Genomic DNA, 16,916 nt, shown 5'->3' on the forward strand with positions numbered 1-16,916 from the left:
AATGACGGTCATATTCGCAAAACGGGCCTTTCTGGCAGCCGGCTGGGCAGAAAACCTGCGAGTCGAGATCAAGAATGGTCGTATCGCGCATCTGACAACCGACGCGGTCGCGCAAAACGGCGACACCTGCGTTGACACTCTCCTGCCCGCTTTGGGCAACCTTCACAGCCATGCCTTTCAGCGCGCCATGGCGGGAATGACCGAATATCGGTTGGCTGGCCGTGACAGTTTCTGGACTTGGCGCGATCTGATGTATCGTTTCACAGCCCACCTGAGCCCTGACCAAATTCAGGCCATCGCCGCGCAAGTCTATGTTGAGATGCAGGAGGCCGGGTACGCGTCGGTCGGGGAATTCCATTATCTGCACCACCAACCGGACGGGCAGCCCTATGACAGGCTTTGCGAACTCAGCGACCGGATCATGGCCGCCGCCGCCGAGACCGGAATTGGCCTGACCCATCTGCCCGTTCTGTACAGCTATGCAGGAGTTGGAGAAAAACCGCTGGAGGCCGGGCAGCGACGCTTTGGCAATGATGTGGGCCGTTTTTGCGAACTTGTCGCGCAGGCGCGGGATGCGCTCGGTAGTCTTCCCGACGACTGTCGCGTCGGCATCGCGCCACACTCCTTGCGCGCCACCTGTCCGCGCGATCTGGCGCAAGTTGTAGCATCACAAAGTTCCGGTCCAATTCATATTCACATTGCCGAACAACCCAGAGAAGTTGAGGAAGTTCAGGCTGGCCTTGGCGCGCGTCCGGTCGAATGGCTGCTGGATAATGCCCCGGTTGATTCCAACTGGTGCCTGATCCACGCAACCCATATGACCAACGAAGAGACTCGCGCCATGGCCCACAGCAATGCCGTTGCCGGTCTGTGCCCGGTGACAGAAGCCAACCTGGGCGATGGGCCTTTCAATGGCCCTGTCTATTTGAATGCAGGCGGCGCTTTTGGCGTGGGATCAGACTCCAACGTGTTGATTTCCATGACCGAAGAGCTCCGCACACTCGAATATTCGCAACGACTGCGCGACCTGTCACGTAACGTGCTGGTGGTTGGTGAAGGTTCTGTCGGACAAACCCTTTACCGCGGCGCAGCTATTGGCGGCGCGCAGGCGCTAGGCCGCAATGCTGGGCAAATTGCCGAAGGAATGCTGGCTGATCTTGTCGCCATTGACAGCCAAGCCCCTGCCCTTTGCGCATTACAGCCCCAGCAGTTGCTGGATGGTTTTGTCTTTGCCGCCAAAGATAATGTCGTTACTGATCTTTGGTCCGCAGGCCGACATCAGGTTCAAAACGGGTATCACGTCATGAGGGATAAGGTCGCGCGTAACTACAAACGGGCAATAGGTGAGCTTCTGGCTGAGCTTTAGCTGGGGGCCTTATTGAAACTCACGCGAAGGATCTTGGCACCAGCAGCGGGCCTGACCGTAACGGCGGCGTTCAGCGTCATTGCGTCTCCGGCCACCAGAGGCGTTTTGTCTGACATATGGGCCATTCCCGAGGCGACAAAGATAAACTCGCCCGCCGCCCCCTCGAATTCCTGATCATTTGCAAAAACGTTCACTACCACAACGACGTCCTTTGGATCGTAGATCACATTGAACGCACGACACGGCCCGTCCAACAGCCGCGCATTCAGCGCGAGCGCCCCGTCGAACGAAAGCGGCAGCAAAAGGCGTGCCGTTAAAACGCCGCTATCGCCGAGCAAATCAAGCCCTGCCCCTTCGATGATCGTGTGTACGCGCGACATCCCTGGAAATCGGGAAAATGGCCCATCCCGATCGATCCGGGCCACACTAATACGCCAGGCGACGTGCTCGCCGACCCGCTTCGCGGCAAGTTCGGTTGTTATACCGCCACCATTGGCCCATTGCGTAACCGCGCAATCCTGCAATCTGATAAGGTTCTGGGTCAAATTCTTTGCATCTCACCGTTAACCTAGACATAATACTAATAAGTTCAAAAAATATAGTGAGCACAATGTGAACGAGCAGAAAAACGTCGGCTTCCAGGATGTCCGCGATGAAGTTCTGAATCGCATCCAGACCAGAATCTGGCCGCAAGGCAGCTTGCTGCCTACCGAACTGGAGCTTGCCGCCGAGTTCGGTTGTGCTCGTGCAACTGTCAATCGCGCTCTGCGTGAACTTGCTGATCAGGGTATTGTCACACGGAAACGCAAAGGCGGCACGCGTGTGGTCACAACACCGGTCAAACAAGCCCGACTGCCTATTGCGGTAGTCCGGCAAACCATTGAAGATATGAATGCCGAATACCGATACGCGTTGGTCAACCGTACGCTGATAGATTGTCCGGCATGGCTACAAGCCAAACTCGGACTGCCCGAGGGTACGCAAATTCTGCATTTGCGCTGTATGCACCATGCCGATAATCGCCCCTTCCAGTACGAGGAACGATGGATCAATACCGCCGCAGTACCGCACGTCATGGATGAAGACTTTCTGACCACCGGTCCTAACGAATGGTTGCTGGCCGAGGTTCCTTTTTCGAACGCGGAAATTGCATTCTCAGCTGTTCCGGCAATCGGTCCGCTTCAGGATTTTCTTTCCGTTCCGCCCGGCACCCCTTTGTTCCAGTTGGAGCGGACAACGTGGTTTCGAAAAACCCCGGTCACCTTTGTGCGCATGACCTTTCATCAGGGTTATCAAATGCGGACTACGTACTGAGGCCGTATTCGTTATTGGTGATCCCGCCGAATGCCAAAACCTCGATCCGCTACCCCGCTTGTTTCAAGTACGCACTACATCAAGTGCATGTGCATTCGGGTGGCCAGACTACCCAGAACCCAGACGGTGCCAAGGATCATGATCATCAGAACCAGTGTCGAAAACAACACCAGGTGGAGATCTTCGCGGCTGCTGCGCCGACGGTCGATATGGAGGAAGTAGACAAGCTGCAACACAAGCTGTGCCAATCCAAGCAACCCGATCGTCAAGTAAACACTAACCGTTTCAATCCCATAAGCCTGCGCCACGCCAAACATCGCCAAGGTCAGCAAAAGTGAGCCACCATACCCGATCACATAGCGCCGTCGCTCGCGACGATGCATTTCAGAGCGCCTATCCATAGGTCAGACCTCCGAAATACACGATGGTAATGATCCCAATCCAGATCAGATCGAGAAAATGCCAGAACAACGCCAGTCGCACCACGCGCGAGATAACCACATCCGTCATACCCTTGACGCGCAGCTGGATACCCAAAACGATCAGCCAAAGGCATCCAGTCGCAACGTGCAGACCATGCAGTGGGACCAACCCGAAAAAAGCCGACAGAAAACCGCTGCGCTGCGGAATGCCGCCTTTATCCGCCATAGCCATGAAGTCACGCACTTCCAGCACCAGAAAACCAAGCCCAAGCGCAAGGGTGACGCCAAACCATAAGACAATGCGACCGCGCGGCAGATTGTACTTCAACGCCAGCATGGCAAGACCCACTGTCAGGCTGCTGGTCAGCAGTATCAGGGTCTGCGCAAAGACACTTTTCAGATCAAACAACTCGTGCGGGCCGGGGCCACCTGCCTGCGCATCGATCATCGTTATGTAAATCGCAAACATCAGGCCAAAATAGACCAGATCACTCATCAAGAAGACCCAGAACCCAAAGGTGACAACCTCGGTTGCCTTGTGGGCACTGGCGTGATGTTCTCCAAGATTGATACCGGGATAGCTGTGAGTGGGCGCGCGCTTCATGTCGCCACCTCCAGATCCGGGCGGGCAAGGCCGCGGTTTTCCGGAGAAGTTTCATAATCGCGATCAACCGCCGCTTCGCTGTGGACCAATGCCAGCCAGGCTTCGTGGTCCCTTCGCACCTCTTCCGCGGGGATGGTGAGTTCTGTACTGTCATCGAATGTCCAGATGATCACCACAAGGATCATCAAAACCGTCATTAACGCCGCAAGCCACCAGATCCACCAGACCAGCGCAAACATCCATATGCCACTGAGAACGCACAGAACAAAGCCAATTCCCGTGTTTCGGGGCAGTTCGATATCTTCATAAGCGTCTGGTGTTGGATAGGCCGTTCCTTTTGCCTTCTGTGCCGTGAACTCATCCCGATCCGAAACCTTGGGGATGATCGCAAAGTTATAAGCGGGAGGCGGTGAAGGGATAGACCATTCCAATGTGCGACCATCCCAGGGATCCCCAACCGGAACACGGGTTTGGTCGCGGTCACGAATGCTGACCCATAGCTGGATCAGGACCGAGAACAATCCACAGGTAATAACAATCGCTCCGATGATGGCCACGATCATGAAAGGGTGGAAAGACGGATCGCTATAGCTGAAAGATCGGCGCGGCATGCCCAACAGCCCGACGAAGTAGAGAGGCATGAATGTCAGCAAAAAACCCCCGGTCCAGCAATAAACAGAAACCCGGCCCCAGAATTCGTTCAGTCGGAATCCAAAGGCCTTGGGGAACCAGTAATTGTATGCCGCCAACAATCCGAACAACACGCCAGGCAATAACGCGTTGTGGAAATGAGCTACCAAAAACAGCGTATTGTGAACCTGGTAGTCTACGGTGGGATTTGCCAGGATCACGCCGCTCAGCCCGCCGATGGCAAACAGCATCAAAAATGATAGCCCATAAAGCATCGGCACCGAGAACCGAATGCGTCCCCGCCACAACGTCGCCATCCAGTCATAGACTTTCACGCCGGTTGGGATCGCAATCAGCATGGTCGCGATACCAAATACCGCGTTGATCAACGCGCTTTGACCCATGGTGAAAAAGTGGTGCAGCCAAACTGTGAACGACAACACGGCGATCGACATGGTCGCAATGACAAGCGAGTTGTAGCCATAAAGCCGTTTGGCCGAGAAGGTCGCAAACACCTCGGAATAGATGCCATAAGCAGGCAAAACCAGCAGGTAAACCTCGGGGTGGCCGAACAGCCAAAACAGATTGGCATAGTTCATCATGTTGCCACCGAGGTCGTTTGTGAAAAAGTGAAAATCAAGATAGCGATCAGCGGCAAGCATCAGCGCGGCGACACCCAAAGGCGGCATGGCAAAGACGATCAGGATCGAACTGCAAATGATTGTCCAGCAATACATCGGCAGACGCATGAAGGTCATGCCCGGAGCGCGCAACTTGTAGATGGTAACGGCAAAATTGATACCGGTCAGTGAGGTGCCAATGCCCGAAACTACGATGGCCCAGATCCAGTAATCCGGCCCAACACCGGGATTGAACGCCGCGCCGGTATACGGTGGATAGGCTGTCCAGCCGCCGGTCGAAAACTCTCCAACCACCAGCGACACCATCAGCATCATGCCTGACGAAACCGTAAAGCCCAGACTAATCTGGTTTAGTCGCGGGAACGCCACATCGCGCGCACCGATCATCAGCGGGACAATGTAATTCGCTACACCAAAGACAAAGGGAACGGCAACAAAGAAGACCATGATTGTGCCGTGGGTACTGAAAAGTTCGGCAAAGTGTTCTGCTTCGAGGAAACCGACGCCGGGCCCGGAAGCCTGCTGCGCGCGCATGACAACGCCTTCAAGCACACCGCGTGCCAGCATCACGATGGCAAAGACGATATACATGATACCGATCTTCTTGTGATCGACGCTGGTCAGCCAATCGCGCCACAGGGGTGTCCACAGACGAAACCAGCTCAGCAATCCTACGACAACCACAGCGCCAATAATCACAACAGCTGCGGCTGTATTGGCCACGATCTCATTAGTATTTGGGTTCTGGATCAACCCGGCAATCGGAAAAGCGTCCCAACTCAGACGCCCGAAGAAACCTGTCTCGGTTGGCGTCATTTTTGCGCCTCCTGCCCAAATGATGCTGTTCCAGGCTGTAGATCGACCGGCAAAGGCTGACCGCTGTGGTAGCGGCTCAGGATATTCTGAAACAGGTCGTCTTCTATTGTGAAGTAGAGCGCATCATCCGGCATCCGAGATGTTCCCAAAGCGGCCTGAACCTCATCCCTGTCGGTCCGCATGGCCAGTTTCCGATAAGTTGCCACATCTAGTTGGATGCTTTTGTTACGCACTTTTTCGACCCAAGCGTCGAAATCCTCACCACTCATTGCGATGGTGCGGAACTTCTGCTTGGCAAAGCCCCGTCCGTTGTACTGAGTGTTTTCACCCTGCATCACTTCCGGCGCATCCGCGACAAGAAGTAACTGGGTGGTCATGCCCGGCATCGCATAAATCTGTCCGGCCAGCGCGGGTATCATAAACGACTGCATCACGGTATCGGTTGTCAGCGTCAATGCAACTTGCCGCTTTGTCGGAATTCCGAACTCTCCCACAGTGGCGACCCCAAGATCGGGGTACAGAAACAGCCACTTCCAATCCAGACCGACAACCTGAACCCGCAGCGCCGGATCTTCACCAAACGGTGCCGAATACGGGTCAAGCCGATGCGTCGCCTTCCAAAGATAAAAAGACAGCAAGGCCACGATTATGACAGGCACACCCCACATGACAAATTCCAGCTTGGCCGAGAAATCCCAATCCGGCGCGTAGGGCGCAATGCGGTTGCTCCGGCGGCGATACCGAAACGCTATTATCGGGACCAGCACCAATACCGGGATAACGGCCAGCAGGATCAATACGGTCGCCCGAAGCAAATGCGTTTTCTGAACTGCCGCTATTGGGCCTTGCGGGTCCATAAAGCTGTCGCTGGCCAAAGCTGGTTGCGCCGAAGCGATCAACAGGAGCACAACGACAAGCCTGAGCAAGGATGGATTGGACGAAATGACTTGTGCCACAGCTGACTGTCCTCTCCTCATCTCAATCCCATGCAACTATCGGCAAGCGGGTGAAATTTCTCAAGAGTTTTCCGAACCATAAATTGCCAACCTCAACTTACTTTCAACTTTGGGTGTAAAGAGCGACGGGTCGCGCGGCATCTTCCCGTTGACTTGCAAGGCCAGTCGGGACAGATAAATCGTCAATGCGTATTTTGCTGTTCACTCTAGGATTGATCATTCTGTCCCAGACCGCACTGGCACAGGATCGTGCAGCAATTGAACGCCAGTTTCAGTCGTGGCTGTTGGAGACGATCTGGCCCAAGGCGCAGGCCAAAGGTGTTTCACGCAACACACTGCAACAGGCGTTTTCCGGAGTTACTCTGAACTGGGACCTGCCGGATCTGGTTCCGCCCGGACATAAACGCAAAACGCCCAAGGCGCAAAAACAAGCCGAGTTTGGCTCGCCCAGCCGATATTTCAATCCGGGGTCAATTCAGGGTGCAACGTCTGTCGGGCGCAGGATGGCAAAGCAACACTCTGCGGTTCTTGCCAAAGTCGAAAGCAATACTGGCGTTCCTGCTCGTATCATTCTGGCAATCTGGGGCAGAGAAAGCGGCTATGGGCAGGTGCCAATCCGCCATGATGCGTTCAGGGTTCTGTCGACCAAGGCATTCATGAGCACACGCGCGGAATACTTCACGGCCGAGCTTATCGCAGCTCTGCAAATCGCAGAAGCGGGGCCCCTGCCAGCCCGGCAAATGAAAAGCAGTTGGGCAGGCGCGTTAGGACAACCCCAGTTCATGCCATCAAGCTATTTGGATTACGCCGCAGATGGCAACGGCGATGGACAGGTCGATATCTGGGGGTCATCCGATGATACAATCACTTCGATTGGCAACTACCTGAAACAGCACGGCTGGATCGCCGGGCGTGACTGGGGTTTCGAAGTGTCTGTGCCGGCAACCGTTTCATGTACATTGGAAGGACCCGACCAGGGGCAGTCAATTCAGCAGTGGGAAGCGATGGGCATAAACCGGGTCTCGGGCAAACCTTTTCCAGCCCACGAGATGAAGGGGGTAGGTTACCTGATGATGCCAGCAGGACGATTTGGTCCTGCTTTTCTTGTCACTCCGAATTTTTACGTTCTGAAGGAATACAACAAAAGCGATCTGTATGCTTTGTTCGTCGGCCATGTCGGTGACAGAATCCAATTTGGAAGCGACGATTTTGCAGGGCGGTGGGGCAAGGTCGGCGGTTTGTACCGTTCTGACATCGCAAAGATGCAGCGCGCGCTGGAAAGCTTGGGGTACGATGTCGGAGGCGTTGACGGCTTGCCAGGTTTCAAAACCCGCCGATCAATAGGCAGATGGCAGGAAACGATGGGTGTTGCACCTACCTGCTTTCCTGAAGCCTCGATGACAACGAAACTGGCCCGATAAGGCACCAAGCATGCGTTGAACGGTCACTCTCGACTTGCTTAAGCATCTTATCGCCGGTCGCAACAGACCGCATTTATCATCAATCTTAATAATTTCGGCTATATTGTTGCTCATTAAAAAACGGACTTGATGCGTCAGATCATGTATTTCCAAGAAGCTCGGATGTTTGCCGACGGGTTACTTGTGCCCTTAAGACACGTTACTTGACGCAACTTGCGACTAAGTGAGCCGTGTTAATTCCAGTTACGCAATCCCTTCCATCTGAGTTCTTTTTGACCGCGCAGTCCAAAACTACTTGTCATAACAAGGCGATATGCCCATCCAAAGAAAGGCACGCGGAACTCCGTTCGGGGGCTTTTCAAGGCAAGTGATGCTGCTCCAAAATATCAACTTTCCGTGATCGACAAATCGTCGCCAGATTTTTGGCACAGAGTTGTAAGGGAAGGGTCGCTGGGAACTGTCGTTCGGGCCTTGTATACAGGAAACAACGGAGTCGGCTTTTGACTCGTCTGGACCAAGGTGGCACGATTTGGTCAATAACAGCCGGCACACTGGGCATGATTGATTGACACGGTTTTGAAGACTAATAGGACATTCCGGATGTTTTCTGTTTTACCGGCCAAATTTTGATTTGAGAGGCACCATGACACGCAAAGTCACAAAAGCAGTTTTTCCAGTGGCGGGAATGGGAACCCGGTTTTTGCCGGCAACCAAGTCCGTTCCGAAAGAGATAATGACGTTGGTGGACCGCCCCCTGGTGCAATATGCAATCGATGAAGCCCGCGCTGCTGGGATCAAAGAGTTCATCTTTGTGACGTCTCGCGGGAAATCCGCGCTTGAAGATTACTTTGACCATAACCTCGTCCTCGAACAGGAACTAATGGCCAAAGGCAAAAACAAGCTTCTCGATATCCTGAACAAGACCAATATGGAAAGCGGCGCGATCGCCTATATCCGCCAACACAAAGCCTTGGGCCTGGGCCACGCCGTATGGTGCGCGCGCCGTTTGATAAGCGATGAGCCTTTTGCAGTTATGTTGCCTGACGACGTGATTGCCGCAGATAAACCATGTCTCCAACAAATGGTCGAAGCCTATGAGGAAACGGGCGGCAACATGGTGGCGACGATGGAGGTTCCGCCAGAAAAGACAAGTTCGTACGGCGTGCTGGATGTCGTCGACAGTATCGGCCCGGTCATTCCGGCCAAGAGCATGGTCGAAAAGCCTGAACCATCGAAAGCGCCTTCCAATCTGGCCGTTATCGGGCGCTATATTCTTCGACCTTCCGTGTTGAACAACCTGAACGCAATGAAAACCGGAAGCGGCGGTGAAATCCAACTGACTGATGCAATCGCCGAAGATATCGCATCCGGCGTGCCCGTTTTTGGCTACAAGTTCGACGGGCAGCGTTTCGACTGCGGCTCAAAATCCGGTTTTCTGCAAGCAACCGTTTCCTTTGCCCTTGCCCGTGACGACCTGCGTGATGACCTGAGCCAGTATCTGAATGACATCGTTGCAACTGGAAAAGCGGCCCAGTAGCCAAGGGATCACTCATTCCACAAAAAGAACTGAAAAATATCGTTGGTTATCAGCAATTCAGGGGCACGCGTATGAACAGTAAGATCTATCCAGTCATCCTGTGTGGTGGTTCAGGAACGCGTTTGTGGCCCCTGTCGCGCAAAAGCTACCCCAAGCAATTCGTCCCACTTGTCGGCAAAACCAGTCTTTTACAAGATTGTGCCGACCGGATGCTTGGGCCCTCGCATGCGCCCTATGCCAAACCACTGGTTCTAACCAACGATGGCTTTCGGTTTATTGTCCCTGAACAGTTGACAGCTGTGGGGATCGCCCCCGGCCCGATCCTGATTGAGCCTGAAGGGCGCAACACGGCCCCTGCCGTACTGGCGGCTGCGTTGTACCTTGCCTCACGTGATCCGGATGCCATCATGCTGGTTGCACCTTCAGATCATGTGCTTCCAAACAAGGCGGCTTTTCATCAGGCAGTCGACATAGGCGTGCGCGCAGTTGCCGAACGAGGCGATCTGGTGACATTTGGCATCACGCCCACTCGGCCCGAAACCGGGTATGGCTACTTAAAGCTGAACGACGCCCCAGACGCGTCCGAGGGTGCAGTTCGCCTGAATCGGTTCGAGGAGAAACCGGATCTGGAAGCGGCGCAGGCGATGGTGAAAGATGGCCGTTACCTGTGGAACTCCGGCATCTTCCTTTTTGCGGCACGTGACATCGTTGCCGCATATGAAAAATACGCTAGCACCCTTGTTGCACCTGTCCAAAAGGCCGTCGACAGCGCAAAGACAGATTTGGGGTTCCTGAGATTGGATCCTTCAGCTTGGGCTGACGTCGATGACATATCGATCGACTATGCGGTCATGGAAAGAGCTCCCAACCTCAGCGTGGTTCCCTTTTCCGCAGGTTGGTCTGATGTTGGCAGTTGGACGGCTGTTCAAGAATTGTCAGATCCTGATGAAAATGACATAGCGACACATGGGGAAGTAACCACAATCGACTGCCGCAACGTTCTGATACGATCAGAATCGCCAGCGCAGGAAGTGGTGGCAATGGGGCTTGAGAACGTTATCGCAGTTGCGATGCCAGATGCTGTGCTGGTTGCCAGCATGGATAAAGCCCAGGACGTCAAGCAGGCTGTCGCTGCCTTAAAGGCAAAAGGGGCCAAACAGGCAGATACGCTTCCGGTCGATCACCGCCCCTGGGGCTGGTTTGAGAGCCTTGTGATCGGTGACAGATTTCAGGTCAAGCGAATCCATGTGCATCCGGGCGCAGCGCTCAGCCTGCAGTCCCATCACCATCGGTCCGAGCATTGGATTGTGGTAGAGGGCACCGCCAAGGTCACAATCGATGATCGGGAACGGTTGGTCAGTGAAAACCAGTCAGTCTATATCCCGCTGGGCGCTGTGCACCGGATGGAGAACCCTGGCAAGGTGCCCATGGTATTGATCGAAGTGCAGACCGGCACCTATTTAGGCGAAGATGACATCATTCGATATGAAGACATTTATGCCCGGGATTAAGCGGCGACATAGTTCTCCACAGGCCATACTCGGGTCGGCTTATCCCCGGAGATACTCAGGTTAACAAATCATTTCCTGTGCGGTCGGCCAGGTCAGACGAGATTGACGCGCCTTACGGCAGGGTGGCGCGCAACCGATTTTCGGACCGACAGCCACAGGAGGCCCCCCGTGTCACAGATCTCACCCAGACTGCACCTGCCTTTTCTGCAACCTTCGCAGGCCCAAAAACACGTCATCCACAATGAAGCACTGCGACAGCTTGATCTGGTCGTTCAACTTTCAGTGCAGACGACCAATGCCAGCACCCCACCCGTAGTCCCCGAGCAGGGCGATATCTATGCTCTGGGCGCCACCCCCACCGGGGACTGGGCAGGACATGCAAGAGAGCTTGCCGCATGGCTGGACAACGCCTGGCATTTCTTGACCCCGTATGCGGGCTGGCGTGCCTGGGATGAGGCCACTGGTGAACTGAAGTTCTGGAATGGGTCTGACTGGCTGCCCTTGCCCGTCAATACTCAGAACCTGGATGGTATCGGGGTGGCGACAAGTTCGGACGTTACGAATCGCTTGTCTGTCCGAAGCCCGGCCACGCTTCTGAGCCACGAGGGCGGCGGGCATCAGCTGAAGATCAACAAGGCGGGTGCCAGCGATACGGCATCGCTGGTGTTTCAGTCGAACTGGACCGGCCACGCTGAAATGGGGTTATCCGGAAGTACGGGGTTCTCAATCAAAGTGTCCCCTGACGGAGGCACCTGGACGGAGGCTCTGACTTTTGACCCCACGACCGGAACAGCGGCTGGTGCAGCTGTTCAGGGTAATAAGACGGATACCACTCCGGGTCGCCTGATGCGTGCCGACTACGGCTATGGGCCGGGCAACCTTCTGGGGCCGGTATCAGAAGTTGGCGGCACACCAACCGGTGCGGTCATAGAGCGCGGAAGTAATGCCAATGGCGATTTCACGCGTTTAGCTGATGGAACCATGATCTGCACCGCCGCGTTGCCTCCTGTCGCATGCACGACCGCTGAAGGCGCATTGTTTGCAAGCGCTGCAATGACGTGGGACTACCCAGCGCCATTTTCCTCTGCGCCAAGCGTTAGTGGCAGCGCTGGATTTAACAATCGTTTCATCGGGTTTGATGTACCCGAAAACACTCAAGTCACTTGCAGAGCCCTCTCGGTAACTTCGGATACAGCGGCTTTTTCACCAAGTGTCATCGCCATAGGGCGCTGGTTCTGAGTACAGCTGCCGCCTGAACTTTGGTTCGGGCGGTTTTTGTGTAGTCGACCCATTTCTTTAGCAATCGCCGATTTCATTGGACCCGCCACAGACGCCTTGCTCCGGGCGAAAAGCGAGCGACGCAACACCACTCGCCTGGTGGCTGTCTACTGCTGATCCATGCCCAGAATTGTATCTTCTCAGCTGACAATGGCCTTGATTCAACAGTTTCTGCGCTGCACGACGGATTGTAAAAACTTTGTTCCCGCACTTGTTGCCTAAAAAACAACAAGAATACATGGGAACTCAGCAACCATACCTGTAAATCATTGAAACCGGCGCTGGATTCTTCGATTGTGCCCACGCCGTTGATAGTAATTGGCAAAAAAGGATTTGGCAGATGCGCATTGCAATGATCGGCACAGGTTATGTGGGCCTTGTGTCCGGTGTGTGTTTCTCGGACTTCGGACATGATGTGATTTGCGTTGATAAGGCTGAGCAGAAGATCGATATGCTCAAAGCCGGACAGGTGCCTATTTATGAACCGGGTCTGGACGTGCTGATGACTCGAAACGTCGCGGCTGGCCGTCTGAGCTTTACAACCGATCTTGCAGCCGCAGTGGACGGCGCGGATGCTATCTTTATTGCAGTTGGAACGCCAACCCGGCGTGGAGACGGCCATGCGGATCTGACCTATGTGATGGCAGCGGCGGAAGAAATCGCTCAGGCTGTCACCGGGTATACCGTTATCGTCACGAAATCGACTGTGCCCGTCGGAACAAACAGAAAAGTGCAGGAAGCAGTCAAGGCCGCCAACCCCCAGGCCGAATTCGACGTGGCTTCGAACCCTGAATTCCTTCGCGAAGGCGCGGCAATCGACGATTTCATGCGCCCGGACCGCGTCGTGGTCGGCGTGGAAAACGACCACGCAGCCGAAGTGATGGCAGAAATATATCGCCCTCTGTATCTGCGCGACTTCCCGATCCTAACCACCGATCTGGAAAGTGCCGAGATGATTAAATACGCCGCCAACGCGTTTTTGGCGACCAAGATCACCTTCATCAATGAAATCGCAGGACTGTGCGAAAAAGTTGGCGCGGATGTTAAAGAAGTTGCACGCGGCATCGGCCTTGACGGGCGGATCGGCAACAAATTTCTGCATGCGGGACCCGGCTACGGTGGTTCATGTTTTCCAAAAGACACGGCCGCGTTGGCGCGGATCGGGCAGGACCACGCGCATCCGATGCAGATCACCGAGACCGTCATCCGCGTTAATGACGAAATCAAGAAGCGGATGATCGAGAAAATTCGTGACGCATGTGACGATCATTTCAACGGCAAGACCGTGGCAGTTCTGGGTGTCACGTTCAAACCCAACACAGACGATATGCGCGACGCGCCATCACTGTCCATCGTTCCCGCCCTGATCGGCGGAGGCCCAAAGGTGCGCGTTGTTGACCCACAGGGAAAATCTGAAGGAGAAGCGCTTTTGCCGGGCGTCGAATGGTGCGACGATCCGTATATCGCCGCGCGGGGCGCAGATGTTGTTGTGCTGCTGACGGAATGGAATGAATTCCGCGCGCTGAACCTTTCTGAAATTGCGGCGTCAATGAACACAGCCAGGATGGTTGACCTGCGCAACATCTACTCGAAAACTACGGCGCTGAAGTCAGGGTTCGACACCTATGTCGGTGTTGGGCGCTGAAAGCGTGCTTCCCTCCGCACGCATCTTCAAGTGGTTGACGGATCATAGTGCGGCAGTCCAGACCCGGTAACGGCCTTGGCCGGTGACTTCACGCACCAGACCTCTCCGGGTGAACAGGTCAAAATTCCGCTGAACCGCCGCGCGCGAAGAAATGGTAAGTTCTTCCGCAAGCGGGGCCGAGACCATGGGCCACGCCGCCAGAGCATCAATCAGACGCGGGGGGGTGCGACCGCTCAAATCCTGCGTCGCGTCGCGCGCCTTGCCCTCCCAGGCACTGATCCGGTCGAGGTGCAGCAAGGCCGCAAGAACGGCTTGCCCGGCGCCCTGTATCCAAGACCCTAACTTTTCCGTCGGCCCACCCGTTCCGCGCAACGCACCCGGACCAGACAACGCCAGTGGCATGAACATTGCGCCGCCCCGCCCCATCGAAGCCGCGTGCCGCGCTGCGATGATTGCCGCCTCGGTGTCGTGTCCGACGCCCTGCGATATAGCTCGCCAAGCATGAAACGCGATCGCCGATTGTGTTACCGGGTGCAACCTTTCAGCATTCTGCATGACTTCGGCCAGATCAACGATCGCTTCGGGCGTCGCATCAGAGCCCTGAGCCAGACGGTCGAGAAACGCGGTCAACCCGCTTTCCCACCCGCCTGTAGCCGGGCCTGCGCCTGAGCTCAGACGGCGCACGGCCCAACCTGCCCGAAACAGCGCCTGCACGTCATCGTGGGTCGCGCCGATCCTCAGACCCGCCCACAAAGCCAGGCGGTCTACGCTGACCCGATCCCCTGTCCACCACCCCAGATCGGACGTTTCCATAAGTGCCAAACGGTGCGTCCACCCCTCAGGCCCCGAACGCAGCCGCTCATCCAGAGCGCCAAAGGTCAGGGCAAGATCAGCAAGCTCTGCCGACAATTCTGATTGTGCCGAATGCCAATCGCGCGGATCGAACAACGGGCGCTGATCTGATCGGGGACCAGGCAGAAAGAAATCTTCCTCCACGTCCTGGTCCGGGGGCAAAAACCAAGGGTCGTCCTCTTCTGCCGGATCTCCGTCATAGATACTGGCTGGGCCAAGATCATCGACCTCGTCTTCTGGAAGGGGCATGGTTTTCTTCGACGTCATACCCGGCATTCTTCGGGCATTTGCAACTGTTCACAAGGGTTTTCCATCAGCCCGAGAATGTACGGGTCAACACTTCCAGTTCAGCGCTTAAATCCGTATGCGGGGAACTGCCCAACAGCATATATCCATAACCGCCTTGCTCCCACTTTGCAGTTGCCAAACCGCTCAACACCGATAGTTGGACGTCGGTACTTTGGGCATTCGGTCCTTGGCGAATAACACAGAAGGCAAGTGGTCGACCCTGATCATCGGCAAAAACCACTTGGATCAAGGGCTTGCCTTTGAATGAAAGAACCTGCGCACGCTTCAGCTCCAACCCTGGCAATGCTTCCAGTATGTCCTGATTCAGCGATCGTCCCAACTCGGCTTCGGCCATTGCAAATTGCTTGGCCAGCGACGCGTCCGAGCTGTCCAGCGATGCAATCGTTTCCGGCACGTAAAGTGATTGATAGATCGCGGCCTGCTGGGCCCAGCTTAAATCTGCTGGCCGGGAGGCCCAGAATGTTACGGCGACGGCTGCAAAAGCCGCGCTGGCAGCCACCGCAACAAGACGCAGAAACCCGTTAATGCCGGGCCGCGTCGTTTTTTCCGGCAGGTCCACCTTCGGCGCTTCAGCGGGCAGGTTCTCAAAAACATCCCGAACAACTGGCGCAAACGGATCCAGCGCCATCAGACGATGTTCCAACGTAGCGTCATCTTCAACCGCAGCCTCAATAGCGCGGGTCTGAGCCTCGTCCAGGCTGCCTTCCAGATACGCTAGAAGCGTCTCGTCGGAAAACGTCATTTGCCACTCCGTCGCGCGGTGTCCGCTGCATCAATCTGCATCACGGTTTTAAGCTTCTGCCGGGCATTCGAAAGCCGGCTCATGATCGTGCCAATTGGAACCTCCAACAAGGCAGCTGCTTCGCGATAACTGTACCCCTCAACGAAGACGAGCGTTACCGCTTCGCGCTGTGCCTCAGGCAACTGCATCACTTGATTAAACACTTCAGCCGCGAAAATATTCGTTTCTGTGTCTGGTCCCGTTGCAATCAGATCCGCTTCGGGGGTCACCGACAGCGCCTGCGCGCTCCGAACCGACCGCGAACGCAGCTCATTCAGCCAGATCGACCGGCAGATTGTCATCAACCAGCTGTCCAGACGGTTATGCGACGTCACCTGATGATGTCTTTCAAGCGCGCGCAAACATGTGGCCTGCAACAAATCGTCGGCTACATCTGAGGCACCCGATAATGCCAGCGCAAACCGCCAGACACGCTTCGAATGCGTCTGAACCGCATCGCGGACGGCTTGTTCAGAAGTCATCTCAGCTCTCATCGAATGATCGCGACCTGCTTGTGTTTCTCAATCGCGGATCGGACCCGCAAGGGCAGAATTGCCATATTTAGCAGTGAAATAAAACGAAACTCCTGCTCCAAGCAGTCACGTTTGCGTCTGTAATTGTTGCAGCGCCTGTTTCTGCAACCAACTGGGTGTTGGATACTGGCCATTTGCGGCAGTTGTATTGGTTTCGACCAAAGGCATGGTGTTCCAAAGCACATTAGCCGTTCGATTGCGATTTTTGCTTGCTTGAGTTTTTTGGTATTGGTTGCGGGTTTGAGGGTTAGGTCTTATTTAGCGTGTTTGGATGTTGGGATGGGTTGGTCTGCCGCAGGG

The 16,916-nt window shown here is 55.2% G+C and carries 15 protein-coding genes; 7 read left to right on the plus strand and 8 right to left on the minus strand.

The features are described from left to right. The first annotated feature begins 1 nt into the window (after window position 1). Entirely contained in the window at window positions 2-1,366 is a 1,365-nt protein-coding gene (locus ACR0JI_RS09915; RefSeq protein ID WP_480494243.1) for a formimidoylglutamate deiminase, read from the plus strand. Here the strand turns inward: ACR0JI_RS09915 and ACR0JI_RS09920 are convergent. Then, a complete protein-coding gene (locus ACR0JI_RS09920; RefSeq protein ID WP_480477041.1) occupies window positions 1,363-1,911 on the minus strand; it encodes a HutD/Ves family protein in 549 nt (182 codons plus the stop codon). The genes ACR0JI_RS09915 and ACR0JI_RS09920 overlap by 4 nt on opposite strands. Before the next feature lie 67 nt (window positions 1,912-1,978). Between ACR0JI_RS09920 and ACR0JI_RS09925 the strand changes: the two genes are divergently transcribed. Continuing rightward, window positions 1,979-2,680 carry a GntR family transcriptional regulator gene (locus ACR0JI_RS09925; protein WP_480494245.1) on the plus strand — a complete coding sequence of 234 codons (702 nt, stop codon included), beginning with the start codon at window positions 1,979-1,981 and terminating at the stop codon, window positions 2,678-2,680. Window positions 2,681-2,754: 74 nt separating this feature from the next. On the opposite strand, the gene ACR0JI_RS09930 is transcribed toward ACR0JI_RS09925, so the two are convergent. From ACR0JI_RS09930 to ACR0JI_RS09945, 4 genes are read right to left on the minus strand one after another with little or no spacing between them, the layout of a single operon-like run. After that, on the minus strand, window positions 2,755-3,081 hold the full coding sequence (locus ACR0JI_RS09930) for a cytochrome o ubiquinol oxidase subunit IV (RefSeq protein ID WP_480477037.1): 327 nt from the start codon (window positions 3,079-3,081) through the stop codon (window positions 2,755-2,757). Then, window positions 3,074-3,706, minus strand: a complete 633-nt coding sequence (locus ACR0JI_RS09935) for a cytochrome c oxidase subunit 3 (RefSeq protein WP_480477035.1) — start codon at window positions 3,704-3,706, stop codon at window positions 3,074-3,076. The genes ACR0JI_RS09930 and ACR0JI_RS09935 overlap by 8 nt, the downstream gene beginning before the upstream one ends. Beyond that, window positions 3,703-5,793 carry a cbb3-type cytochrome c oxidase subunit I gene (locus ACR0JI_RS09940; protein ID WP_480494247.1) on the minus strand — a complete coding sequence of 697 codons (2,091 nt, stop codon included), beginning with the start codon at window positions 5,791-5,793 and terminating at the stop codon, window positions 3,703-3,705. The genes ACR0JI_RS09935 and ACR0JI_RS09940 overlap by 4 nt, the downstream gene beginning before the upstream one ends. Further along, complete coding sequence (locus ACR0JI_RS09945) at window positions 5,790-6,749, minus strand: cytochrome ubiquinol oxidase subunit II (protein WP_480494249.1); 960 nt, start codon at window positions 6,747-6,749, stop codon at window positions 5,790-5,792. The genes ACR0JI_RS09940 and ACR0JI_RS09945 overlap by 4 nt, the downstream gene beginning before the upstream one ends. A gap of 185 nt (window positions 6,750-6,934) precedes the next feature. Here ACR0JI_RS09945 and ACR0JI_RS09950 point away from each other — a divergent pair, with 185 nt between their 5' ends. The 5 genes from ACR0JI_RS09950 (at window position 6,935) to ACR0JI_RS09970 (ending at window position 14,141) form a co-directional block, all read left to right on the plus strand. Then, a complete protein-coding gene (locus ACR0JI_RS09950) occupies window positions 6,935-8,170 on the plus strand; it encodes a lytic murein transglycosylase (RefSeq protein WP_480494252.1) in 1,236 nt (411 codons plus the stop codon). A 643-nt stretch (window positions 8,171-8,813) separates the two neighbouring features. Then, window positions 8,814-9,707 (plus strand): UTP--glucose-1-phosphate uridylyltransferase GalU, encoded by an 894-nt coding sequence (gene galU, locus ACR0JI_RS09955; RefSeq protein WP_480494254.1) that lies wholly within the window; start codon window positions 8,814-8,816, stop codon window positions 9,705-9,707. Between the two features lie 71 nt (window positions 9,708-9,778). Continuing rightward, on the plus strand, window positions 9,779-11,218 hold the full coding sequence (locus ACR0JI_RS09960) for a mannose-1-phosphate guanylyltransferase/mannose-6-phosphate isomerase (protein WP_480494256.1): 1,440 nt from the start codon (window positions 9,779-9,781) through the stop codon (window positions 11,216-11,218). Between the two features lie 168 nt (window positions 11,219-11,386). After that, a complete protein-coding gene (locus ACR0JI_RS09965; RefSeq protein WP_480477023.1) occupies window positions 11,387-12,457 on the plus strand; it encodes a DUF2793 domain-containing protein in 1,071 nt (356 codons plus the stop codon). Window positions 12,458-12,836: 379 nt separating this feature from the next. Further along, window positions 12,837-14,141: a UDP-glucose dehydrogenase family protein gene (locus ACR0JI_RS09970; protein WP_480879591.1), complete on the plus strand. Its 1,305-nt coding sequence runs from the start codon at window positions 12,837-12,839 to the stop codon at window positions 14,139-14,141. 42 nt (window positions 14,142-14,183) lie between these two features. Here ACR0JI_RS09970 and ACR0JI_RS09975 read toward each other — a convergent pair whose 3' ends face one another. The 3 genes from ACR0JI_RS09975 to ACR0JI_RS09985 are packed head-to-tail and all read right to left on the minus strand — an operon-like array spanning window position 14,184 to window position 16,565. Further along, the gene (locus ACR0JI_RS09975) at window positions 14,184-15,260 is read right to left on the minus strand and encodes a helix-turn-helix domain-containing protein (RefSeq protein ID WP_480879593.1); all 1,077 of its coding nucleotides are present in this window, start codon (window positions 15,258-15,260) and stop codon (window positions 14,184-14,186) included. Window positions 15,261-15,306: 46 nt separating this feature from the next. Next, window positions 15,307-16,044, minus strand: coding sequence for an anti-sigma factor (locus ACR0JI_RS09980; RefSeq protein WP_480477017.1), 738 nt, complete (start codon window positions 16,042-16,044; stop codon window positions 15,307-15,309). After that, window positions 16,041-16,565, minus strand: a complete 525-nt coding sequence (locus tag ACR0JI_RS09985; protein WP_480477015.1) for an RNA polymerase sigma factor — start codon at window positions 16,563-16,565, stop codon at window positions 16,041-16,043. Before ACR0JI_RS09985 ends, ACR0JI_RS09980 begins: the two co-directional genes overlap by 4 nt. Window positions 16,566-16,916 lie beyond the last annotated feature (351 nt).

This window comes from Ruegeria sp. N10 (assembly GCF_056531545.1).